The sequence below is a fragment of the Ruegeria sp. CL7 genome, assembly GCF_056536445.1.
Window position 1 is genome coordinate 15,048 of sequence record NZ_JBQFPQ010000008.1, and the last position, 22,992, is coordinate 38,039.

Annotated in this window: 26 protein-coding genes; 20 read left to right on the top strand and 6 right to left on the bottom strand. The window is 57.3% G+C overall.

Annotation, left to right across the window (positions count from 1 at the left end):
- Window positions 1–89 precede the first annotated feature (89 nt).
- From ACR0LI_RS16780 to ACR0LI_RS16800, 5 genes are read left to right on the top strand one after another with little or no spacing between them, the layout of a single operon-like run.
- Entirely contained in the window at window positions 90–809 is a 720-nt protein-coding gene (locus ACR0LI_RS16780) for a response regulator (protein ID WP_171118293.1), read from the top strand.
- A gap of 9 nt (window positions 810–818) precedes the next feature.
- A complete protein-coding gene (locus ACR0LI_RS16785) occupies window positions 819–1,976 on the top strand; it encodes an FIST N-terminal domain-containing protein (RefSeq protein WP_480718897.1) in 1,158 nt (385 codons plus the stop codon).
- A 2-nt stretch (window positions 1,977–1,978) separates the two neighbouring features.
- Window positions 1,979–4,234: a hybrid sensor histidine kinase/response regulator gene (locus ACR0LI_RS16790; RefSeq protein ID WP_480718898.1), complete on the top strand. Its 2,256-nt coding sequence runs from the start codon at window positions 1,979–1,981 to the stop codon at window positions 4,232–4,234.
- A gap of 45 nt (window positions 4,235–4,279) precedes the next feature.
- Window positions 4,280–4,954: a hypothetical protein gene (locus ACR0LI_RS16795; RefSeq protein WP_171637194.1), complete on the top strand. Its 675-nt coding sequence runs from the start codon at window positions 4,280–4,282 to the stop codon at window positions 4,952–4,954.
- Window positions 4,951–5,340, top strand: coding sequence for a hypothetical protein (locus ACR0LI_RS16800; protein WP_245218211.1), 390 nt, complete (start codon window positions 4,951–4,953; stop codon window positions 5,338–5,340). The genes ACR0LI_RS16795 and ACR0LI_RS16800 overlap by 4 nt, the downstream gene beginning before the upstream one ends.
- Window positions 5,341–5,355: 15 nt before the next feature.
- Here the strand turns inward: ACR0LI_RS16800 and ACR0LI_RS16805 are convergent, their stop codons facing one another.
- On the bottom strand, window positions 5,356–6,168 hold the full coding sequence (locus ACR0LI_RS16805) for a quinoprotein dehydrogenase-associated SoxYZ-like carrier (protein WP_210093077.1): 813 nt from the start codon (window positions 6,166–6,168) through the stop codon (window positions 5,356–5,358).
- A gap of 122 nt (window positions 6,169–6,290) precedes the next feature.
- Between ACR0LI_RS16805 and ACR0LI_RS16810 the strand changes: the two genes are divergently transcribed.
- Window positions 6,291–7,322 (top strand): quinoprotein relay system zinc metallohydrolase 2, encoded by a 1,032-nt coding sequence (locus ACR0LI_RS16810; protein WP_480718899.1) that lies wholly within the window; start codon window positions 6,291–6,293, stop codon window positions 7,320–7,322.
- Between the two features lie 5 nt (window positions 7,323–7,327).
- Here ACR0LI_RS16810 and ACR0LI_RS16815 read toward each other — a convergent pair whose 3' ends face one another.
- Together ACR0LI_RS16815 and ACR0LI_RS16820 are read right to left on the bottom strand one after the other, a co-directional pair.
- Window positions 7,328–8,107, bottom strand: a complete 780-nt coding sequence (locus tag ACR0LI_RS16815; protein WP_480718900.1) for a pentapeptide repeat-containing protein — start codon at window positions 8,105–8,107, stop codon at window positions 7,328–7,330.
- Window positions 8,108–8,137: 30 nt separating this feature from the next.
- The gene (locus ACR0LI_RS16820) at window positions 8,138–8,752 is read right to left on the bottom strand and encodes a hypothetical protein (RefSeq protein WP_171637189.1); all 615 of its coding nucleotides are present in this window, start codon (window positions 8,750–8,752) and stop codon (window positions 8,138–8,140) included.
- A 165-nt stretch (window positions 8,753–8,917) separates the two neighbouring features.
- Between ACR0LI_RS16820 and ACR0LI_RS16825 the strand changes: the two genes are divergently transcribed.
- The 7 genes from ACR0LI_RS16825 to ACR0LI_RS16855 all read left to right on the top strand — a co-directional run bounded on the left by ACR0LI_RS16825 (window position 8,918) and on the right by ACR0LI_RS16855 (window position 15,164).
- Window positions 8,918–10,030 carry an S-(hydroxymethyl)glutathione dehydrogenase/class III alcohol dehydrogenase gene (locus ACR0LI_RS16825; protein WP_480718901.1) on the top strand — a complete coding sequence of 371 codons (1,113 nt, stop codon included), beginning with the start codon at window positions 8,918–8,920 and terminating at the stop codon, window positions 10,028–10,030.
- Window position 10,031: 1 nt separating this feature from the next.
- Window positions 10,032–10,865 (top strand): S-formylglutathione hydrolase, encoded by an 834-nt coding sequence (gene fghA / locus ACR0LI_RS16830; RefSeq protein WP_216598307.1) that lies wholly within the window; start codon window positions 10,032–10,034, stop codon window positions 10,863–10,865.
- A gap of 55 nt (window positions 10,866–10,920) precedes the next feature.
- On the top strand, window positions 10,921–11,277 hold the full coding sequence (locus ACR0LI_RS16835; RefSeq protein WP_171637185.1) for a c-type cytochrome: 357 nt from the start codon (window positions 10,921–10,923) through the stop codon (window positions 11,275–11,277).
- A 134-nt stretch (window positions 11,278–11,411) separates the two neighbouring features.
- A complete protein-coding gene (xoxF5, locus tag ACR0LI_RS16840; RefSeq protein WP_171637184.1) occupies window positions 11,412–13,214 on the top strand; it encodes a lanthanide-dependent methanol dehydrogenase XoxF5 in 1,803 nt (600 codons plus the stop codon).
- A gap of 69 nt (window positions 13,215–13,283) precedes the next feature.
- The gene (locus tag ACR0LI_RS16845) at window positions 13,284–13,787 is read left to right on the top strand and encodes a c-type cytochrome, methanol metabolism-related (protein ID WP_171637183.1); all 504 of its coding nucleotides are present in this window, start codon (window positions 13,284–13,286) and stop codon (window positions 13,785–13,787) included.
- Window positions 13,771–14,613 (top strand): substrate-binding domain-containing protein, encoded by an 843-nt coding sequence (locus ACR0LI_RS16850; protein ID WP_480490867.1) that lies wholly within the window; start codon window positions 13,771–13,773, stop codon window positions 14,611–14,613. Before ACR0LI_RS16845 ends, ACR0LI_RS16850 begins: the two co-directional genes overlap by 17 nt.
- Window positions 14,610–15,164 (top strand): PQQ-dependent catabolism-associated CXXCW motif protein, encoded by a 555-nt coding sequence (locus ACR0LI_RS16855; protein ID WP_480490866.1) that lies wholly within the window; start codon window positions 14,610–14,612, stop codon window positions 15,162–15,164. Before ACR0LI_RS16850 ends, ACR0LI_RS16855 begins: the two co-directional genes overlap by 4 nt.
- 1 nt (window position 15,165) lies before the next feature.
- Here ACR0LI_RS16855 and ACR0LI_RS16860 read toward each other — a convergent pair whose 3' ends face one another.
- From ACR0LI_RS16860 to ACR0LI_RS16870, 3 genes are read right to left on the bottom strand one after another with little or no spacing between them, the layout of a single operon-like run.
- Window positions 15,166–15,984, bottom strand: a complete 819-nt coding sequence (locus tag ACR0LI_RS16860; protein ID WP_480620435.1) for a quinoprotein dehydrogenase-associated SoxYZ-like carrier — start codon at window positions 15,982–15,984, stop codon at window positions 15,166–15,168.
- Complete coding sequence (locus ACR0LI_RS16865) at window positions 15,981–16,925, bottom strand: YncE family protein (protein WP_348539547.1); 945 nt, start codon at window positions 16,923–16,925, stop codon at window positions 15,981–15,983. Before ACR0LI_RS16865 ends, ACR0LI_RS16860 begins: the two co-directional genes overlap by 4 nt.
- The gene (locus tag ACR0LI_RS16870) at window positions 16,912–17,451 is read right to left on the bottom strand and encodes an SRPBCC family protein (RefSeq protein ID WP_171637179.1); all 540 of its coding nucleotides are present in this window, start codon (window positions 17,449–17,451) and stop codon (window positions 16,912–16,914) included. The genes ACR0LI_RS16865 and ACR0LI_RS16870 overlap by 14 nt, the downstream gene beginning before the upstream one ends.
- A gap of 366 nt (window positions 17,452–17,817) precedes the next feature.
- On the opposite strand from ACR0LI_RS16870, the gene ACR0LI_RS16875 reads away from it, so the two are divergent.
- The 7 genes from ACR0LI_RS16875 to ACR0LI_RS16905 are packed head-to-tail and all read left to right on the top strand — an operon-like array spanning window position 17,818 to window position 22,991.
- Window positions 17,818–18,951: an ABC transporter substrate-binding protein gene (locus ACR0LI_RS16875; RefSeq protein WP_480620464.1), complete on the top strand. Its 1,134-nt coding sequence runs from the start codon at window positions 17,818–17,820 to the stop codon at window positions 18,949–18,951.
- A 12-nt stretch (window positions 18,952–18,963) separates the two neighbouring features.
- The gene (locus ACR0LI_RS16880) at window positions 18,964–19,935 is read left to right on the top strand and encodes a YVTN family beta-propeller repeat protein (protein ID WP_171205913.1); all 972 of its coding nucleotides are present in this window, start codon (window positions 18,964–18,966) and stop codon (window positions 19,933–19,935) included.
- A 19-nt stretch (window positions 19,936–19,954) separates the two neighbouring features.
- The gene (locus ACR0LI_RS16885) at window positions 19,955–20,392 is read left to right on the top strand and encodes a cupredoxin domain-containing protein (protein ID WP_171170174.1); all 438 of its coding nucleotides are present in this window, start codon (window positions 19,955–19,957) and stop codon (window positions 20,390–20,392) included.
- 15 nt (window positions 20,393–20,407) lie between these two features.
- Window positions 20,408–20,656 carry a PepSY domain-containing protein gene (locus ACR0LI_RS16890; protein WP_171637177.1) on the top strand — a complete coding sequence of 83 codons (249 nt, stop codon included), beginning with the start codon at window positions 20,408–20,410 and terminating at the stop codon, window positions 20,654–20,656.
- A gap of 20 nt (window positions 20,657–20,676) precedes the next feature.
- Window positions 20,677–21,642 carry an ABC transporter substrate-binding protein gene (locus ACR0LI_RS16895; RefSeq protein WP_480718902.1) on the top strand — a complete coding sequence of 322 codons (966 nt, stop codon included), beginning with the start codon at window positions 20,677–20,679 and terminating at the stop codon, window positions 21,640–21,642.
- Between the two features lie 6 nt (window positions 21,643–21,648).
- Window positions 21,649–22,398 carry an ABC transporter permease gene (locus ACR0LI_RS16900; protein WP_480718903.1) on the top strand — a complete coding sequence of 250 codons (750 nt, stop codon included), beginning with the start codon at window positions 21,649–21,651 and terminating at the stop codon, window positions 22,396–22,398.
- The gene (locus ACR0LI_RS16905) at window positions 22,395–22,991 is read left to right on the top strand and encodes an ABC transporter ATP-binding protein (protein ID WP_171637170.1); all 597 of its coding nucleotides are present in this window, start codon (window positions 22,395–22,397) and stop codon (window positions 22,989–22,991) included. The genes ACR0LI_RS16900 and ACR0LI_RS16905 overlap by 4 nt, the downstream gene beginning before the upstream one ends.
- The last annotated feature ends 1 nt before the right edge of the window (window position 22,992 follow it).

The following is a 22,992-nucleotide window of genomic DNA, read 5'->3' on the forward strand; positions in this document are numbered from 1 at the left end:
TTGTTATCTATGGTATCTTTCGCGTGTCTCAAAATGAAACAGTTGAACTGATCGGGAAATGCTGTACCTTTCCTGTCGGAGGAGAAGCAATGCACATTGCGGGATGCCCTAAACCGGTGGACCAGGTGTCCAGCGTGCTTATCGTGGATGATCATCCGCTGTTCAGCGATGCGTTAGCCGCGGCGTTGCAGCTGAGCTTCGAAAACTGCCGAATTGAAAAAGCCAACACGCTGAAGCAGACACTTGAAATACTTGGCGCAGGCTTCAAGCCCGATCTGATCATGTTCGATCTGAAATTGCCGGACGTAACGGGTATCTCGGGTTTTCAGCAGCTACGGCAGCGCTGTCCGAATGCGCCGGTTCTGGTGATATCGTCACTGGCATCCGGAGAGTTGGTAAGATCTTTGCTGGACCACGGTGCGATGGGATTTCTGCCGAAAGATACGCCGGCGCAAACCCTGAAACACGCCATTCAGGAGATCACCTCTGGGCGGAGATACGTACCCACCGAATACAACCGCGTCGAAGAGCTGAAGCCCTCCGAAAGCACCGTCTACCAATCCAGCCCCGAGCTTTCATCACTGACGCCGCAGCAGGTTAAAATTCTCAAGCTTATCTGCGTGGGCCAATCCAACAAACAGATTGCATATGAGCTGTCGTTGGCCGAGGCGACGGTCAAGGCACATATCACCGCTTTGCTGCGCCGCCTTGGGGTGCGCAACCGGACCCAGGCCGCTGTTCTGGTCGACTCGGTTGTCGCCAGACAGTCGCGACACGAACCGGAGGTCAAATCCTTTCTTCAACACTAGGGGGGACACATGCGGGATCTGGAGCATGAACCAAATTTCATTGCGATTGGCCGTTCCGATGATTTGGACCCGACGACTGCCGTTGAAGAAGCCTGCGCGGAAATCGACAGTCTGTCGTCCTGCTTTGTCCTGGCCTTTATTCCCAGCACTCTTGACCCGGCAGAGGTGTCACGTTGCCTGAACAGAAGACTTGCGGGTGTTCCAGTATTTGGCTGCACTACCGCAGGTCAAATCACGCGATCGGGTTATGAATCCCATGCGCTTTTGCTGTTGGCCTTTCCAAAGTCCAACTTTCGGTGTTCGTCCATTTTGTTCGAGTCGCTCAGGCCGCTCAATTCAATGGAGATCGCTGCCGCAGCGCAGCGACTGGCCGAAAGATTCCGCCACACGGCGGGGTGGAACAGGCTGGCGCTGGTGTTTACGGATGGATTGTCCAAGCAGGAAGACTTGCTGGTTTCAACGCTGGAAACCGTTCTGGATGGATTGCCGATATTTGGCGGCTCTGCCGGGGATGGCCTTCAATATGAAGAGACGTTCGTTTTTCACGGTGGCAGCGCGCACAACAATGCTGCCGTCCTGTTGTTGATTGAAACCAACCTTGGTTTTCAGGGTATCGGTTTTGATCATTTCCTGCCCATCGGGTCAGAGATCATCATCACCGACGCCAACCCGGAAGAACGGGTGGTGTATGAAATCAACGGGGCGCCGGCAGCGCAGGAATATGCACGATTGGTCGGGTGTTCGGCCGAAGATCTTTCGCCGCTGGTATTCGCGGAAAACCCGCTGCTTCTCAGACAGAACCTCAATTACTATGTACGTGCCATTCGTGAACCGATGGAGGGGGGATCCCTGTCTTTTCTAGCGGCGATCGATGACGGCCTTATCATGACACTGGGGCGCGGGAAGGAGATTATTGAAACGCTCGAAGCTGGGTTGAATGTGCGCGACAACACCGGGACGGCCCCGGATTTCATTCTTGGATTCGACTGTATTCTGCGGAAACTCGAAATCGAACAGAAGCAGTTGAGCAAACAGGTTTCGGATGTTTTGCAATCCCACCGGGTGGTTGGCTTCAACACCTACGGCGAACAGCAATCCGGCGTTCACATGAACCAGACCTTTGTAGGGGTCGCTTTCTTTGAACCCGAAAAGCGGGAACTGAGCTGATCATGCTTAATCCTGACGACCCGCCAGAGATCCAGATATCCAAACAGGCCAAGATCATTGATGCGCTGATGCGGCGCGCCAACCGTCAGAAAGATGTAGGCCCGTCCGCCTTTCTGGCGTTTCAATCGGCGATAGAGTTGCAGCAGCAGGTGATGAAGCAGAGTCGCGATCTGGAACGCGCGACCACCGAACTTGAAAGCGCCAGATACGAACGCGAACAAACCCGCAAGAGCCTCGTCAAGGCCCTGTCTTCCATGGAAGAAGGGTTTGCGCTGTTCACGGATGGTGATTTGAACCTGTGCAACGAGCTGTTTCAGGCGATCTTCCCGGATATGTCTGATGTTGTCGGGCCCGGCCTCAGCCTGGGTCGGTTTTTTCTGTTGGTGCAGAACAGTCCTGAATTCGTATCGTCCGATAATGGCATATCGAAAATGCTGGATGCGCTTGAGCGCAATTGCCATACCGGGATGGTGTCCAGCGACGTGATCGAACTGCGTGGGGATCGTTGGTATCAACTCAGCGCACAATACACGTCGCCTCAGAATGTGGTCATTCTGTTGACCGATATCACATCCGTTGTTCGCAGAAACCGTGATGAGAAAGAAACCCTTATTGACCGTCAGGAGGACTACCTTAAGGCGGTTTTCCAAAACATGAGCTCAGGCGTTTGCACGTTTTCGTCAGATACGAAGATCATGATGCACAATGCGCGGTTCCGGGAAATACTGAACCTGCCGCTATCCGTCTTGCAGGCAAATATGCCAGTGCAAACGCTTTTGGATCTGATGCGGGCGCGTGGGCTGATCAAGGCTGATGATGAACTCAGGATCGGCAAGTGGCAACACGAGCTGAAAAGCCGTGGCTGGTTGCGCAAACGTGTGCGCGACGGATCAGACCGCGTATTGGACATTCAGGTCAACCAGCTACCGGATGGTGGTTTTCTGGTCGAGCTGAAAGACGTAACGTTCGAAGCACGCGCGACCGAAACCCTGGAAAACCGGGTTATGGAACGCACGGCAGAGTTGACCCATGCCAACGCCAAGCTGGTTCAGGAATACGAAGAAAAAGCGCGGGTGGAAGAGGCGCTGCGGATCGCAAAGGAACGCGCCGAAGCTGCGGTTTCTTCCAAGACACGATTTCTTGCGGCCGCCAGCCACGACCTGCTTCAACCGATCAATGCCGCAAAACTCATGATCTCGACCCTGCTGGAGATCACGCGTGAGACAGAGCTTCATGAGATGATGGAGCGGTTGGACGGTGCGTTTGGATCTGCTGAACAACTGTTGCACTCATTGCTGGATATATCGCGGCTTGAAACCGCTGACCCGGACACGGTCTCACCCACAGAAGTTAGCCTTGCTACGATGATTGCAGGGATACAGGGCGACCAAACGCTGGTGGCCGAGAGCAAGAATGTGACGCTTGATGTGGTTCCGTGTTCGGAAATCGTGAAATCCGACCCGGTCTATCTGTTGCGCTCAATCCAGAATTTGGTCGTGAATGCCATCCAGTATACCGAACCGGGTGGTCGGGTTCTGGTGGGGTGCCGCAGGCGCGGCGACAAGGTCATTTTGCAGGTCTGGGATACGGGTATCGGTATCGCACGCAAAGACCAGGAACGCGTGTTCGAGGAATTCACTCGGGCCGAAAACGTGCCATTGGGGTCCGGCATGGGGCTGGGTTTGTCCGTCGTGGACCGCGCCTGCCGGCTGTTGGGTCACAAGCTGTCGCTGCGGTCCAAACCTGGCATTGGTTCAGTGTTCAGCATAGAAATGGACAGGGTCGAAAGTGGGCCAAGCACCATCGAACCCTTGGATCTTCTGGCCAATACGGGCGACTTGCCGTTGGATTTCATCATTCTGGTGATTGAAAACGACCGCGATGTTCTTTTTGGAACAACCCAGTGGCTGGAACAGAACGGCGCCAGTGTTCTGCCGGCTCGGTCGCCGAAGGAAGCGCTGCAATTCATAAAAGACATAGGAATGCCCCCGGATATCATTCTGGCCGACTATCAATTGGATGATGGGGAAACTGGCGTGATGGCCATTCACCGGATCCGAGAGATGACGCAGACTCAAGTTCCGGCGATTCTGATCACGGCTGATCGCAGCGAAGCGTTGCGCAAAGACGGATTGCGGCATGAAATTTCGGTTATGGCGAAACCGGTCAAGCTGCCTCGGCTGCGGTCCTTGATCTTTTGGAAGATACAGAATGCCCTGCACGCGCAAACGCTCAACACCGACAAAAGTCGGCGATGACATGGGGCGATTTGCCCATACTCTCATCCTTGGGAGGGCCAGGATATGAGAAGGCTTCTTTGCGGCATCGCCGTTTTGTTTCTGAGTTTGAAAGCCGTTTCCGCGGCATCGGTTGATGCCGAGCAAGCCTATGATTTGCTGTTCCAAAATGGCGTTCTGGACACAATCGAACGTGACAAGGAATTGATCTATCAGCGTACCGTCACAAACCGGCTAAGACCCGATGCGGCGGAACGCGATACCGGTCTTATCTCTCTCAGTTTTTTGGATGACGGGAACGAGATGGCCCATCTGGAATTTCGCCAAGATGACAAACACCGCGCCATGGGTGTTTTTCCGGCCAGCGTCGGCAATCCGATGATCATGGTTTTCTATGAAAGCGCCATCCGGGATATGGCCGAGTCCGCCGGAGGCAGCCCGTTTTACATCCGAAACCGTATCAAGGATGCGCTGGTTCAACCTGCCGAGATCGTCGAAGGCGAGGCGGCGATTGGTGGCAGAACCATCCCCGTTCGGACCATTTTCATGCGTCCTTTCGCCGAGGATCCGAACCGCGACCGGATGCAAGGGTTCGGAGACCTGGTTCTTCGCGTCACGGTGTCAGAAGAGGTTCCGGGCTGGTATCTGAGCCTTGTGGCGGAAGCTGTTTCCGAACGTGACGGCACGGCCGTTTATCGATCGGAAATGCGGTTTGAAGGAATGCAGGAGGGTCGCGAATGAAAACGTCAGGCCAAATTCGGGAACGCAGCCGCATCACCTTTACGGCCCTGGTCGCGGGCATTCTGGCCGCGCCCATTGCAGCGTCAGCACAAAGCGTTGCGGATCGGCTCAATGACTACCCGACCGCGGCGCGCGCGGATTACGTGTTTGCATGTATGGTCACCAACGGTCAAACCCGCGAGATGCTGGATAGGTGTTCATGCTCGATCGATTTGATCGCTTCGATCCTGCCGTATGAGCATTATGAACAGGCGGAAACTGTTCTGTCTATGCGTCGGGTCGGGGGAGAGCGTATGGCGTTTTTCAAAAGCGCGGTACTGGCCGAAAACATGGTGGCTGACCTGCGCCGGGCGCAGGCAGAAGCCGAGGTTGTCTGTTTCCGATAAACGCAGGCTCGTCCGTCAGCTGGCCGCGGCTTTGGGCAGGTCTTTTTCGAACGTGTTGCCCTCGGTATCCGTTGCCTTGACCGTCAACATGGTCGAGCCGTTGTCATTGTAGGCAAAACGGAAAGCCGGGTTTTCCGAGATCGAGATGCCGCCATCCATCGTGAACAGCAACTCATCGCCCTGCCAGACTTCGATATGGTCGATGAAATGCGCGGGGATGAACAGTTGCGTGACCTGATCGCGTTGCAGGCCGGAATAGTTCGGATGGCGGATCATGATCTGAGCTTCTCGGCGTGATGTGGAAATCTGCGCCTCTTCCCCAAAGCTGCGCAGCTTCATCTTGCCCATGGACGCCAATGCGACCTCTGGGTCTTTGCTGGCCGGTGCCGAACAGCCGCCCGATGCTTTGACAAACCGGCCTGTCATATGAAGCCCGTCCGGCGTTTCAGCGATCACGCGGACATTCGAATATTGGTTCACGCGAACGCGCATCTCGAAATCCAACTGACCCATGGCCGGTGAAAAGCTGAAGACGCCGGCGATCGGGGCCGGGTTTTCGTCGATCACGACGGTGGCAGCAGAAATCCGGGCATCGGGATCAAGCTGTTTCAAAACGATCGGCACCGTTGCGGCATCATGCGCCCGGTATGGGGCGTCCAGCGAAAGCAGCGTGTCCGCGTTCCCGATCTGGGCGTCGCCCACGACATCGTATTGCAGGTCCTTCCAGGTTTCGCTGTCGACCAGCGGATTTTTGATCGGCTGCTGTGCCCATGCAGGCAGGGACAGCGCAAGAGAAAGGATCGCTGCGGGTGCTAGTGCTCTGGCCATGGTGTCTCCTCCGGCAACCGGTGGCCAAGAATGTGCCACAAAATGCGGGGAAAATACATGCCGACGAAAGGCGCGGTGGTTCGGGCAGAGATCTGTGCCAATGTTCCGGTCGGAGGGCTGCCATGTTTGAAGCCGTAATTTTGCTATGCGCGCAGGTCGCGGCAGAGCCTTGCAGAGAACAACTTTTGCCGGGTTACGAAGCCCGATCCCAGGCTGAATGCGAGCAGAAGCTGAAATCAACTCCTCCTCCGCTGTCCGATCGGCGCAGCGGCGCGCCTTATTGCCAACCCATTGGCCAGGCTCTGGAATTTGAAGAAGCTGCGCCGGGTCTGTTCGTGCATCGCGGCTTGATAGCGGAACCCGACGCGGACAATCTGGGCGACGTGTCCAATATCGGGTTTGTCATTGGCCAGGAGAGTGTCGCAGTGATTGACACGGGAACGGCACCATGGATAGGCGAGGCTGTCTGGCGGGCCATTCGGGCCGAGACGGACAAGCCAGTCAGTCACGTAATTTTGACTCACATGCATCCCGATCACACATTGGGTACAGAGCCTTTGGCCCTTTCAGGTGCGCAGGTTGTTGGCCATGTGGGGCTGGAGAGAGCGTTGCTGGACCGGTTGGGCAACTATGTCGAAAGCCTGAGCGCCGCGATCGGCGAAAGCGCCTATGTGGGCATCGGGCCGATTTCCGTCGACATCGCCGTCGAAACCACGCACGAGATTGATCTGGGTGGGCGCAAACTGATCCTGCGGGCCTGGCCCCGGGCACATACCGGGAATGACTTGACCGTGATGGATGCAAACACCGGCGTCATGTTCACCGGCGATCTTGTATTTCACCGGCACACCCCGGCATTGGATGGTCAACTGATAGGCTGGCAACGCGTCTTGAAACAGATGACCGGGCTTGAGGTCACCCAAATCGTACCGGGCCATGGTGGGCCGATCCTGGCGTGGCCTGAAGGGGCCGAGGATATGATGCGCTATTTGAACGTGCTGGAAAGCGACACACGCAAAGCAATCGACAGTGGCCAGCGGTTGGGGGATGCGGTTGAAACGATCGCTCAGGAAGAAGCAGTGCACTGGGACTTGTTTGACACCTACAACCCGCGCAATGCAACGGTCGCATTCACCGAACTCGAATGGGAATAGCCCGGTCAGCGAATGGCCCGATCCACGTTTTTCGCTTCGTTCAGATTGGCCTGATCTGCGCCCTGAACAGCAGTCAGCCGCGTCGCCGTCAAATCGGCGTTCGTAAAATCGGCACCGGACAAAGTGGCCCCTGTCAGGTCAGCCCCGCCCAATGTAGCCATCGACAAATCGGCATTGGTGAAATTGGCGTTAGGCAATTTGGCAAATTCCAGATCGGCGCGGGACATTTGCGCATCAGTGAAATCCACGTCCGATCCACGAGCCGAGGACAGAACACCGCGCATAAGCCCCATGGATTGGTTGCGCATGTCGGCCGAAAAATCCGCCCCTTTGAATACTGCCCGGTTCAGATTGGCCTTGGTGAAATCGGCGGCTGTTCTGGCATTTGTGAAATCCGTATCGCTCAGATCCGCCCGGCTGAGCTGGGTCTGGAACAGCTCGGCCCCGACAAGCGATGCGCCTGAAAGGTTGGCGCCGATCATCCAGGATTGGCTGAGAATCGCGCCGTCCAGAGTGGATCCCGACAAATTGGTGCCGTTCAATGACGTCGCCCGCAGGATTGCGTTGCTGAAATCCAACCCGGACAAGTCGAGATTGTTCAGCCAGACCCGGGTGAAATCGGCAGGGGCGTCGGCCGTTGCAGCCGCAAGCTGGGCCACGACATCGGCGCGGGTCATTTGCGCTTGGGTCATTTTGGGCAGGGTCATGTCAACGCCGCTGAGCGGGGACTGGCCCAGGGCCGAGAGGGGCGACAGCGTCAGAAAGATGATCAATACGTGTTTCATGTGTCCCTTCTTGCCCCCGAGGGCGCTGCGTCAACCCTGGTCTGAGGTCAATTGTTGCAGCATTTGCGAAATCGCGAACAGGCGCCGCTCGATGATTTGCGGCGTTTCACACAGATAGGTGATCGAGCGTTGACGGTCAGAATAGATAAGCTGATCCCAATCCAATTGCTCTTCCAGGGCGTCAACGCGGTCATGGTCGGGCGGGTCGGAAGACAGGGCTTGGTCCATTTCCACCCTGGCCAGATCAATCTTTTCGGCCAGATCGATCTGCTTCAGCGAAAACTCTCCGATCCCCGCGATGATGTGCTTGCGCCTTTTGGACAAGGTGTCAAAGACGCGCTGGAACACCTGACCCAGAATATCCGGATCCCCATTGTACCGCGCGGCGAACTCTGCAACCTGGGGCCGAAGGTCTTCCAGTTCGATCCGCCTCAGGGCCAACAGCCCGGCGATTTCGTCGATGTCGGCAGTGTTTTTAGCGGTTTCGCCGTCAACAACCTGATACGGCCACATGAGGCCCAGCGACAGGTCCTCGACCTTGCGCTGAATGCACGGCCATGTTGGATCGGAGAAATCCGCAGCCAAGCCAGGGCCAGCCGCACCCAGACAGGCCAGCGCCAAAACAATCAGCTTGCCGTTTGACATCACAGCTTTCCTCCACGCGGACATCATGCATGAAATGTGCGCGCGAAGTCCATTCAACCCAATACACACCATTGTCTTAATTGTTTGCACGTGGTGCTCGCCCCCATACTCGACCCAAGCTGCCGGACTGCGGTTGATTCCGGTGCCATGGGAGGACAGACGGAGATGAGAACACGCGCGGCGGTTGCTGTGGCGGCAGGCCAACCTCTGGAAATCATGGAGGTTGAGCTGGACGGCCCGAAAGCAGGTGAAGTCCTGATCGAGGTCAAGGCGACCGGTCTATGTCATACGGATGAGTTTACCCGTTCCGGAGATGACCCCGAAGGGATTTTCCCTGCAATTTTGGGCCATGAGGGTGCCGGGGTTGTTCTGGAGATCGGGGAAGGCGTTACCAGCTTAGCCGTCGGCGATCACGTGATACCGCTGTACACACCCGAGTGCCGCGAATGCGAATATTGCCTGAACCCCAAGACAAACCTGTGTCAGAAAGTGCGGGCGACTCAGGGTGCCGGTCTGTTGCCGGATGGAACGACCCGGTTCAGCATGTTGGATGGCACACCGATCCACCACTACATGGGCTGTTCGACTTTTGCCAATCACACCGTGGTGCCCGAGATTGCACTGGCCAAGGTGCGCAAGGATGCGCCGTTTGACAAGATTTGTTACATCGGCTGCGGCGTGACCACCGGCATCGGGGCCGTTATCAACACCGCCAAGGTCGAAATTGGTTCGCGTTGCGTGGTCTTTGGTCTGGGCGGGATCGGCCTGAACGTCATTCAGGGCTGTCGCATGGCGGGCTGTGATCAGATCGTTGGTGTCGACCTGAATGACGGCAAGGCCGAAATGGCGACTCATTTCGGTATGACCGATTTCGTGAACCCCTCGAACGTCAGCGGTGATATCGTGGCGCATCTGGTCGAACTGACCGGCGGCGGTGCGGATTATACCTTTGATGCGACTGGCAATGTCGGCGTGATGCGGACCGCTTTGGAATGCGCACACAAAGGTTGGGGTGAAAGCATCATCATCGGTGTGGCACCCGCTGGCGCCGAGATTTCAACGCGTCCGTTCCAGCTGGTCACCGGCCGGTCATGGCGCGGAACCGCGTTCGGCGGTGCCAAGGGCCGGACGGATGTTCCGAAGATCGTGGATTGGTACATGGCCGGGAAGATCGAGATCGACCCCATGATCACGCACAAGCTGACGCTTGATGAAATCAACCACGGCTTTGACCTGATGCACCAGGGTAAATCGATCCGCGCGGTCGTGGAGTACTGACATGGGTTTGAAAACCATCTCGCAAAACCGCAGTTTCGGAGGGGAGCAGACCGTGTACTCCCACGCGTCCGAGACCTGTGATTGCGAGATGACCTTTGCCGTCTACCTGCCGCCTCAGGCCAAATCCGGCCCGGTGCCGGTGTTGTGGTACTTGTCCGGCCTGACCTGCACCCATGAAAACGCGATGACCAAAGGCGGATTTCAGGAGGCGGCCGCGGATTACGGTGTTGCGGTTGTGTTTCCCGATACGTCCCCGCGTGGTGACAATGTTGCCGATGATGACGCCTATGATCTGGGGCAGGGGGCCGGGTTTTACGTGAACGCCACCCGGGACCCGTGGCGGGCCCATTTCAGGATGTATGACTACATCGTCGACGAACTGCGCGACATCGTACTAAAGAATTTCCCTGTGCAGGATCGTCACGGGATCACGGGCCATTCCATGGGTGGGCACGGTGCGATTACGATCGCGATACGCAACTCCGACAAATTCGGGTCTCTTTCGGCATTTGCGCCGATTGCGCACCCGACGCGGTCGGATTGGGGCCGTAAACAGCTCAGCAGCTATCTGGGTGACGACGAAAACACCTGGGTCGCGCATGACGCCACCCTGCTGCTGGAAGAGCACGGCTGGAAAGGTGACCTGCTGATTGATCAGGGCGCGGATGATCAGTTCCTTGATCTGCTCAAACCCGAAGCGTTGGCCAACATGATGGCAAAGCGCCGCCAGCCCGGACAGATCAGAATTCAGGAAGGGTATGACCATTCGTATTTCTTCGTGAACAGTTTTGCGCGCGACCATGTCGAATGGCACGCGGAACGTCTCAGCCAATGAAAATAGCAAGGAAAGATTGATAGTGATCAGAACGGTATTCGCAGCAACCTGCCTCATGCTTTCCCCCGCCTTCGCAAGTGCCGAAGGCGACCCCGAAGCGGGTGAGAAAGTCTTTCGCAAGTGCAAGGCCTGCCATGCGGTGGGCGAGGGGGCTGAAAACAAGGTGGGGCCGATGCTGAACGGCATTGTTGGACGTCAGGCCGCAACCGTAGAAGGATTTGGCTATTCACCGGTGTTGATTTCGCTGTCCGAAGAAGGGCTGGTTTGGACACCCGAAGAACTGGACGCGTTTCTGACGAAACCGCGCGACTACGCGAAGGGGATCAAGATGACCTTCGCCGGGCTGCGAAAAGAGGACGATCGGGCCAACATCATAGCATATCTTGCGACCTTTGAGGACAGCGGGTCGTAGGAGATCGCATTGCTCTCCCACCTAAGCGACCGGAAAACCGTCGGTCGGGGCGAGCATCAACAGACACCGTAATCCGACCTGGGTGAGGTGTTGCAATGCAGAGAGAGATCGCTGCACGAAAGGGAGGAGATTGAATGAAAAATCTATCGCTTTGGACCTCCGGGATTGCCATTGCACTGGCCACCACGGCCTATGCAAATGACGACCTGGTTGCCCAGATGGAGAACGCAAAACAATGGGCGATCCAGACGGGTGACTACAAAAATCAGCGCTATTCCGAACTGGATCAGATCAACGCAGACAATGTAGGTGATCTGCAAGTGGCGTGGACCTTCTCGACCGGTGTTCTGCGCGGGCACGAGGGTTCACCGCTGGTGATTGGTGACATGATGTATGTCCACACGCCGTTCCCGAACATTGTCTATGCTTTGGATCTGGCAAATGAGGGCAAAATCGTCTGGAAGTATGAGCCCAAGCAGGATCCGGACGTGATTCCGGTCATGTGCTGTGACACGGTGAACCGCGGTGTGGCTTATGCGGATGGCAAGATCTTCCTGCATCAGGCCGACACCAAGGTTGTGGCGCTTGATGCCAAATCCGGCGATGTCGTCTGGGAAGTCCAGAATGGCGACCCGGCGATTGGTGAAACCAACACGGCCACGGTGTTGCCAATCAAGGACAAGGTCATCGTCGGTATCTCGGGTGGCGAATTCGGTGTGCGCGGGTCTGTTACGGCCTATGACATGAACTCGGGCGAGCAGGTCTGGCGGGCCTATTCCATGGGGCCGGATTCGGACATTCTTGTTGATCCGGAAAAGACCACCCATCTGGGTAAGCCGGTTGGCGCGGACTCGGGTACAAACACCTGGGAAGGCGATCAGTGGAAGATCGGCGGCGGCACCACATGGGGCTGGTATTCCGCGGATCTGGACGAGAACCTGATGTACTATGGCACCGGGAACCCGTCGACCTGGAACCCGGCGCAGCGTCCGGGCGACAACCGCTGGTCCATGACCATCATGGCGCGTGACATCGACACCGGCGTGGCAAGATGGTTCTACCAGATGACGCCGCATGACGAATGGGACTATGACGGCATCAATGAAATGATCCTTACGGAACAGGAAATTGATGGCGAGCAGCGCAAACTGCTGACCCATTTCGACCGCAACGGTCTTGGTTACACCATGGACCGCGTGACGGGCGAGCTGCTGGTGGCCGAAAAATTCGACCCGGTTGTGAACTGGACAACTGGCGTCGACATGGATCCCAACAGCGAAACCTATGGCCGCCCGGCCGTGGTTGCGCAGTATTCGACGGAACAGAACGGCGAGGACGTGAACTCGACCGGTATCTGCCCGGCGGCTTTGGGCACCAAGGACCAACAGCCTGCGGCCTATTCGCCGAAGACTCAGTTGATGTATGTGCCAACCAACCATGTCTGCATGGATTATGAGCCGTTCCGCGTGTCCTATACCGCTGGTCAGCCCTATGTGGGTGCAACTCTGGCGATGTATCCGGCACCAGACAGCCATGGTGGCATGGGCAACTTCATTGCCTGGGACAACACTGATGGAAGCATCAAGTGGTCACTGCCAGAGCAGTTCTCGGTCTGGTCGGGTGCGCTGGCGACAGCGGGTGACGTTGTCTTCTATGGAACGCTCGAAGGGTATCTGAAGGCTGTTCATGCAGAAACAGGTGAAGAACTGTACAAGTTCAAAACGCCCTCTGGCATCATCGGCAACGTGATGACGTACGAGCAAGGTGGCAAGCAGTATATCGGCATCCTGTCCGGTGTCGGTGGCTGGGCCGGTATCGGTCTGGCGGCTGGTTTGACCAACCCGAATGACGGTCTGGGCGCCGTGGGTGGCTATGCCGCACTCAGCGACTATACCGCGCTGGGCGGTCAGCTCACCGTGTTCGCATTGCCGAACTAAGCCAAAGATCTGGCCGGCGCGGTTCAATAGGGCCGCGCCGGTATTCACTTGAAAAGAAACGAGCGTTCCATGAACCATTCTGTACGTCTTCTGGCATCAATTCTTGCATTGTGCCTTCCTGTTGCCGCGATCGCTGACAATCTGGCAGTCGCGTATTCCGAAGATGGACGGTATTACACCGAAGACGATATCCCGACATTCAACGTGGCCGAGGATGGAACCGTAGACTGGATGACATTTTCGGGCTTCCGGCGCTATCACGCGGAATGCCATGTCTGTCACGGCCCGGATGGCGAGGGCTCGACCTATGCGCCGGCTCTGAAAGAGTCTGCGCTGGAAATGGATTATTACGACTTCGTTGATGTCGTCACCAATGGCCGCCAGGTGGTGAACGCCGCTGAAAACTCGGTAATGCCGGGATTTGGCGACAACCCGAATGTGATGTGCTTTCTGGATGACATCTATGTATACTTGAAGGCTCATGGATCGGGCGCGATCCCGCGTGGCCGCCCGCCCAAGAAAGAGGCGAAATCCGACGTGATCCGCGAGGATGAAGATGCGTGTATGGGCTAAGGCCTACCTGCCGATTTTCGGACTTTGCGTCTGGCTTTGTCAGGCAGTGCCCGTGTCGGCGCAGACGTCTGACCTGGTTTCAAGAACGGCTTTTCGCGTCTGTGCGGATCCAGCCAACTATCCCATGTCATCCGAGGATGGATCGGGATTTGAAAACAAACTGGCCGAATTGATTGCCGCAAAGCTGGAATTGCCCGTGCAATATGTCTGGTTTCCGCAGGCAACGGGCTTCATACGGAACACGCTGGCCGCCAAACGTTGCGATGTGGTGATCGGTTATGCGCAAGGTCATGAGCTGGTGCAGAACACCAACCACTACTACACGTCCGCCTATGCGCTGATCGTGCCGATGGACAGTGATCTGGCCCAGGTGGACAGGCTGAAAGATCCCCTGCTCAAAGGGAAACGGATCGGGATCGTGGCGGGTACACCACCCGCGGCTCATATGGCGCGGAACGGGCTGATCGGGCAAGCCAAGCCTTATAACCTCTTCGTTGACCGACGTGTGGAAAGCCCGGCCATCGACATGCTGGATGACCTGCAAACAGGTGAGATCGATGCGGCCATTCTTTGGGGTCCGCTGGGCGGACCACTGGTCAAGGCAGACTATCCTGATTTCAAGGTGATCCCGCTGGTCAAGGAAGAGCTGCCACCGCGCCTGTTCTATCGCATCACCATGGGCGTGCGGCAGGGTGAGAAGGTATGGCAAAGACAGCTGAATTCCCTGATCCGGCGTAACCAGGGCGGGATCAATTCGTTATTGGCCGAGGCCGGTGTTCCCTTGGTGAATGATCTGGGGACAGAGGTTCTGGACCTGTCGCAATGATGCGGGCAACGGTGGCAATTGCGTTGATCTCGACTGCCGCAATAGCGCAGACAGTACCCGAACCAAGTGATTATCGCATGGACCACTACCGCGCGCCGGTGCCGGATCAGATAACCGGCGGGACGGTCATCGGCCCGGAAGAGGCGTACGGCCTATGGCAGGAACAAAGCGTCGCGTTCATCGACGTTTTGCCGCAGCCTCCCAAACCGGCCAATCTGCCTGAAGGCACGATCTGGCGCGACAAGCCGCGCGACAGCATTCCGGGATCACTGTGGTTGCCCAATGTCGGCTACGGCGCAATTGCCGATGTTACGACAGACTATTTTCGTACCGGTCTAGAGGCCAGCACCGATGGCGATATCAACCACGGTCTCGTGTTCTTTTGTCTAGAAGATTGCTGGATGAGCTGGAATGCCGCCCGACGCGCAATCGAATGGGGATACACCAAAGTCTATTGGTTCCCGGAAGGTACCGACGGCTGGGCCTTGTGGGGCTATCCGCTGGAACGGGTAAAGCCAGCCCCGGGCCAGCCCGTTGCCGGAGGCGGCTGATCTAAAAACCCGCCAGTTTTTTGTGTAAGTGACTGACCGTGCCGTCCGTATCCGTCATGGTCACGTCAACCGCTTGCGCCCTGCTTGGAACGGAAATGCCGACCCTTGGGTTTTCGGACAGTGAAATCGACCCCGTCATCTGGACATACCCCGCGCCATCAAGATCGATATCCACGGTCTCTACATATCGCATCGGGATGAACAGCAGGGAAATCTGATCCATCTGCATTCCGGAATGCGACGGGTGATCAATGTTCAGATCCATCTTGTTGGCCCGGTTCGCCCCCAGGCTGGACAATCGTGCCCGCGTGTTCAACGCAGGGACGCGGCCCACCAGTTCGGCCTCCATCGTTCCAAGGTTTGCCAACGCCAGTTCCGGATCAGTTCCGGGAGGTGCCGCGCAAGCGCCAAGGCCCGAGGTTTTGACGAAAGTTTCCGATACCCAAAGGCGGCCATCCGTGGTTTCGGCGATGACATGCATCGGGGTCGGGCCGTTCACGCGCATGGTCACGTCGAAGTAGAAACCCGGCAATGGTTCTTCCAACTCGAACACGGCAGAAACCGGCATCGGGTTTTCGTCCAGCACCAACGTCACCTTGGCCACTTTCGTTCCCCGAGGGGCCGCAACCTGAGCCGCCAGTTGAGCCCGCGCATCATCGGGCGTGCGATAGGGGGCATCAATCGCGATGAACGCATCTCCGTTTTGCATCAGTCGGTCGCCATACAACATCGCTCGGACATTTTCCCATGCCTCGTTGGATGCCCAAACCGGAGCCGCCAGCACACAGAACAGGACTGTAATCAGATGAGAAACTTTCATGGTCGTCCTCCTTGCAGGAACCTGCCAAAGGCACGGGGCCCATCACAGGTTTCCATAGTTTCTACCACCGACAGTGCCTGCGGGTCCACGATGCTGACGGTGTTGTCGAACCAGTTTGCGATGACCAGAAGATCTTCGCCCGCCGTCGCATCAATGCCTTCGGGGTATTCTCCAACATCAACCACGCCCTCATGTTCGAGCGTCTCCAGAGATATGACGCTGAGCGTATTGGCATATTGGTTCGTGACGAACGCCCGGCCGTGGGCGAAGGCGATGCTGTAAGGGCGTTCCCCGACCGGGACCGTTGCGAGAACGGCGCCAGTTTCCGCATCGACCACGCTGACATCATTGTTGCCGACATTGCCGACGAACAGACGCCCATCCGGGTCAAAACGCAGCCCGAAGGGGCGTGATCCAACCGGGCTGCGGTGCAGAGGCTGAAGAGTGTCGGCATCGAAAACCGACACCTGGTCCGCGTCCTTGTCGGCCGACGCCAGAAAACGCCCGTCTTTCGACATCGCAATACCCGCCGGGGCGGCTCCAGTGGGCAACTCGGATTGAACTTTCAGAGTTTCACTGTCCAGCACCCACAGTCGGGCGTTGTACCAGTCCGAGACGAAAACCCGCCCGCGATCCTGATCCAGTGCGATTCCAATCGGCCCCCCTTCAAGCGTAACTTGTGCGATCGTTTCACCGGTCTCGGCAGACAAACGCCTGACCATCTTGCTGTCCGGGGACACGGTGAACAGCGTCTCATCCAGACCAACCGCCACACCCGCAGGCTTGCCAGGAAGGGGCCAGCGGGCCGTTTCCTGCATCCGCGCAAGATCCATCCGGCTTAGTTCCTCACCGTTCTGACAGGTGATGAATGCTGTCTGTGCCAGTGTCGGGCTGCCAGAGAGCGCCAAAAACAACATCAGCAGTTGGCTAACTTGCCGCACCGAACCGCTCGATCAACGCGTCGAGACCCGCCTGATAGACGCCGGTCACGGCGGCAATGGCGGCTTCGTCATTCAACTCGGCCGGAGGATCGTTGTTTGGATACCCGCGATAGAAGGCACCGCGCCATTCGATGATCGAACCACCTCCGTCGCGCGGTTTTACCGTCAGATGCGACGAATAGTTGGTGACAGGCAGCACCTCTACCGCGACCTCGGTGATCCGGTAGGAGTAGCTCATTTTTTCCGCGCTGTACTTGTACAGAATTTCATTGATCGTCGGACCGCCTTCCTGGCCAAGTGTCAGCAATCGGGTCGCATCGACCTCGTTGCCGCCGTTTCCTTCGGTCGCAAACACAGCCGGATGCCACGACATGTCATCAAAGTTCCCGACAACGGCCCAGACTTCCTCTGGTGAGGCTGCGACCTCGGCAGTCAGCGTGACTTTCTGCCGGGTCGGCCCGTGGGCCCAAACCAGACCCGGAACCAGCAGAGCGGCGGTTGCGGCAAGAAGAAATCGTCGATGCATTCCATGTCCTCCCTGAATGCGCAGAGCGTTGGCAGACGCTGCGCGCTCTCGGCGTTTCTTCTGTCAGACCTGACGGCCGGGCGCACCTCGCCAGTCACCCGTCACATCCCCTGAAAAATCGGCGGGTGTCGCGGGAAACCGCAGCAAGATCAACCATATACGCGCATTCTTATAAAATAAGAATCGAGCTCAATGATGAAGCTGATAGGCTTTGTTTTACAACACGGCCAAAAGTATCGGTTCCGTTTTTCGGGGCGCTATGCTCCGGGTGTTTCAATCTGAACTCTGACTTTCAGGCAACGGGAGGACATCTTGAATACTCGCCTGCTGCCGCTGCTTGCGGCGCTTCTTTGGTGTGCATCCGCGATGACCGCCGCGGCGCTGGATGTGAAGGCTGCGGTGCTGCGGATCGACTATCCGTCGCTTCTGCCGATCTCGCGATATGATCTGAAACCGGACGACCTGGGGTTTGCCGGCGCCGCGCTTGGGGATGAGGATAACGGAACCACGGGCGGATTTCTGGGACATACCTACGAGACCATCACGATGGCCGTTCCGCCGGAAGAAGCTGATGCCGCAATGGACCAGATCCTTGCCGGAGGCGTGCGCCTGATCGTCCTTTTGGCCAAAGCGCCTGACATGTTGCGCCTGACAGACAAGGCGGCAGAGTCCGGGGCGCTTGTTTTCAACGTGTCTGCACCTGATGTCGATCTTCGCGACGCAAACTGCCGGGGCAACCTGCTTCATATCGCCCCGTCCCGCGCCATGAAGGCCGATGCGGTTGCACAGTTTGCCGTCTGGAAGAAATGGGGCGACTGGTTCCTGTTGGCGGGATCCAACCCCGAGGATGTCCAGCTTGCAGACGCGTATCGCCGCGCAGCCAAAAAGTTCGGCGCGAAGATTGCAGAAGATCGAACCTTTGCGGATACCGGTGGGTCTCGTAGAACGGATTCCGGTCACGTCCTTGTTCAGCGCCAATTGCCATTGGACACGCAGGATGCGCGAGACCATGACGTTGTGATTGCCGCAGACGAAACTGATTATTTCGCGCGCTATCTGTCCTATCACCTTTGGACTCCGCGCCCGGTGATGGGGTCAGGCGGCTTGCGTCCGACGACGTTTCACGGCGCGCATGAGGCATGGGGCGCGACCCAGTTCCAGACCCGTTTCGAGGATCTGACAGGCCGTTATGTCCGCCCCGAAGACTACAACACCTGGCTTGCACTGCGCGTGATCGGCGAGGCCGTGACCCGCGCCAGTACGGCAGAGCCCGAAGGTGTTCGGGATTATGCTCTGTCGGACGAGTTTGAGCTTGCCGCATTCAAAGGACAGAAAGTGACATTCCGCGAATGGAACGGGCAGTTGCGTCAGCCGATCCTTCTGTATGACGGGTCGATCACTGTCAGCGTCAGTCCGCAAGAGGGGTTTCTGCACCAGGTCTCACCGCTCGATACGATGGGATTGGATCGGGCGGAATCCAGCTGCCGCGCATTTGAGTAACCGGAGGTATTGATGAAACGACTTTTGTTGACTGTTGCCTGTGCTGCGCTGACCGCGGGTCCCGTGTTTGCGGGCAAGGCTTTTGTCTCGAACGAGCGGGGCAATACGATTACCGTGGTTGATACCGAAACCTGGGAGGTGATCACCGAATTTCCAGGCGGCAACCGACCGCGCGGGATCACCGTCAGTCCGGATGGCGGCACGCTGTATGTCTGTGCCTCGGATGACAATATCATCCGGGTATTTGATACAGAGACCTATGAAGAACTTCCCAGTTTGCCCTCTGGTCCGGACCCCGAACTTTTCATTCTCGAACCCTCGGGCAAGCGGCTCTATATCGCCAATGAGGACGACAATCTGGTGACGGTCACCGACACTGAAACCCGCACCATTCTGGCCGAGGTTCCGGTCGGCGTCGAGCCCGAGGGCATGGGGATCAGCCCCGACGCCAAGTTCGTGGTCAACACGTCCGAGACCACCAACATGGCGCATTTCATTTCCACCGAGGATTATTCCATCAAGCATAATGTCCTGGTCGACCAGCGCCCGCGCTATGCCCAGTATACAGCGGATGGAAAGCGCCTGTTCGTGACATCGGAAATCGGCGGAACCGTCACGGTCATGGATATTGCAGAAGACGGAACGCCGACGGTTGTCGGCAAGATCAGCTTCGAAGTAGCGGGCGTGCAGCCGGAATGGTTGCAGCCTGTCGGTGCTAAGGTGACATCGGATGGCAAACGCCTGTTCGTTGCTTTGGGGCCCGCAAACCGGGTTGCAGTCGTTGACGCGCAAAGTCTTGAAGTGCTGGACTATATCTTGGTGGGGCAGCGGGTCTGGCAGTTGGACTTCACACCGGACGAAAAATATCTGCTGACCACGAATGGCAATTCAAACGACATCACCATCATCGATGTCGCCTCTGAAAAGGCGATCAAATCGGTGCAGGTCGGGCAACAGCCCTGGGGTGTGGTGACCATTGACTGAAGTTCTGGGAGGGACAGGAATGAAGAAACTTATGATCGCGGCAATGGTCGCGGCGCTCGGTGGGCCGATATCGGCGGCACCTCTTTGCGATGATCTGGGATTTGCCGGGCTTCTGGCGAAATGCAACCGCGGGGAAACCATCAAGCTGACGCTTGCTTCGGGGCAACCGTTGGGTGAGGACGTGGTTCTGCAATCCGGCGCGTATTACAAGCTTGAGATCACCGCTGACGGTTCGGCGGAATTGGCCATCGAGGGGCCGTCTTTCTTTCGCGCGATCTGGATGAATGAGATCGTGATCAACAAGATCGAGATCCGTCCTATGGCGGTGGACAGCATCGAGTTTGACAAGGCCGGCGTCGCCGAATTGTCGTTTATCGCGATCAAACCCGGCAGTCATGAAATTCGCATCCCCGGTTCCACCGGTGACACGCAACGCATTACGGTGAGTATTCAGTAACGGAGAGATAACGTCATGAAAAGATTTGGAATGTTGATAACCGTCGGGCTTCTGGCGGCCCCGGCTTTCGCCGACGACATTGACGCCGAAACGGTGGCAAAGATCGAGGCCTATCTTGTCTCTGTCGAGTGTCAGATGGACCCGGATGACATCGAGGTTGAAGATGATGGTTACGATCTGGACGATGTCATCTGCAAGGGCGGCAACCAGTTCGACATCAAACTGGACAAAGACTTGAATGAAATCAGCCGAAAGGCGGAATAGCGATTAAACGGGATCGGGTCATGTTCAAACTTCTTGCCGCGTGCCTTGCATTTGCACTCAGTTCGGGGGCTTTGGCCGCCGAAACCCTGCCGACCATTCGCGCGGCCGTACTCAAGATCGGAACGGTGAATTGGGAGCTTGAGACCATTCGCCGGAACGGTCTGGATCGGAAACATGGCTTTGTCCTTGATGTTCAACCGTTTGCCGACAATGGCGCAACGCGTATCGCGGTGGAGGGGGATGAGGCTGATTTGGCGGTTGCCGACTGGATTTGGGTTGCGCGTCAAAGGGCTGCCGGCAAGGACTATGTGTTCATCCCTTATTCCAAAGCCGTGGGCGGGGTGGTTGTGCCCGCTGACAGCCCGGCAACCAGTTTGAAGGACCTGTCGGGCGGCAAGATCGGCATCGCGGGTGGACCGCTGGATAAATCCTGGCTGATCCTGCGCGCATTTGCAGCAAAGGAATACGGGATGGACTTGAAAGCCGACACCGAACAGGTGTTCGGTGCGCCGCCTCTGATCTTCAAATCTGCTTTGAACGGCGATTATGCCGGGGCGATCAATTTCTGGCATTTCCTGGCCAAGATGAAAGCGTCCGGCATGAAAGAGCTGATCTCGGTTGAGGATGCCGGGCAGGCCTTGGGGCTCGACACCAATACGCCCTTGCTGGGCTATTACCTGAAAGAGAGTTTTCTGAACGAACACCCCGACCTTGCGCAAAGCCTGTTTGCCGCCAGCCGCGACGCCAAGGACCTGCTGGCCAATTCGCCCGAGGCATGGGAGGCGATCAGACCGCGGATGAACGTCAAGTCCGATGCACAATTTGAACAACTCAAGCTCGATTGGATCGCCGGTATTCCCGATCGCCGCCCGGTAGATGCGGTCGCGGCCAACAGGATGCTGGAACTTATGACCGAATTGGGCGGGGCTGAACTGGTGGGCGCTGCGACGACTGTGCCGCAGGGTCTTTTTGCTGACGTGGAATAGGATCAGATGCAAAATGCGCGCCTCACGCCGCTTTTGTCTATCGCAGGCCTTGTGGCCTTGTGGATTGTTGCGGCGTCGCTGACCGCAGACCCTCAGATACTGCCGCAACCCTGGGACCTGATCCCCAGGTTGCATCAAGAGCTTGCGTCAGGAGAGTTGCTGCGCAGCCTTGGCGCGACCCTGTCACGCGTGATCTGGGCGTTCGTGCTGGCAATGACATTGGGAACGATCATTGGCCTGGCCATGGGGCGGTCGGATGCGCTGAACCGCTGGCTTGATCCATGGCTGGTTGTCTTCCTGAACCTGCCCGCGCTGGTTCTGATCGTGCTGTGCTACCTCTGGATCGGATTGACCGAGGCTGCGGCGATCACGGCGGTTACGCTGAACAAAATCCCCAATGTCGCAACGATCCTCCGAGAGGGCGGCCGGGCGCTGAGCCCGGATCTGGATGCGTTGGCACGGGTCTACCGGATGCCGTGGCAAAGGCGACAGCGCCATGTGATCCTGCCGCAGCTTGCCCCGTTTATCGCAGCTGCCGCACGGTCCGGGCTTTCTCTGATCTGGAAAATCGTCCTCGTGGTCGAGTTTCTTGGGCGCTCATCCGGTGTCGGGTTTCAGATCCATTTGTATTTTCAGCTGTTCGATGTGGCAATGGTGCTGGTCTACGCGTTTTCGTTCATTGCTGTCATGCTGGTTGTCGAATGGCTGGTTCTTCAACCTTTGGAGCGCAATGCTCGACGGTGGAGAACTGCATGATCCGAATTGACATCCAAAGGAAGCGCTTTGAACACCACGCCGTTCTGGGCCCCATTGCATTTGACATCGCCGCTGGGGAAACGGTCGCGCTGACCGGACCATCGGGCATCGGAAAGACGACGCTGCTGCGATTGGTGGCAGGCATTGACCCGGATTTCGAAGGCCAAATCGTGCGGCCGGATCGGCTTGCCATTGTGTTTCAGGAACCCACTTTGCTGCCATGGCGTTCGGCTTTCGATAATCTCGCCCTGATCCATGGTGACCTGTCGAAGGCTGACATTGACGCCGCGCTGTCAGACGTCGGCCTGGACGGAAAGGGGGATTTGTTTCCCGGTCAATTGTCATTGGGTCAGCAGCGCCGGCTTTCTCTGGCGCGCGCCTTTGCCGGGCAGCCTGAATTTCTGATTATGGACGAGCCTTTTGTATCACTGGATACCGAAACGGCCGAGACGATGCTGACTCTGACCGAGGACCTCATCACGCGGCATCGCCCGGCGACCCTGTTCGTGACGCATTCCAAACCCGAAGCACGGCGGCTTTCCGACCGGATCCTGACCCTGGTACCCGGGCCCAGCGGTGCGGTTCTTGGTTAGG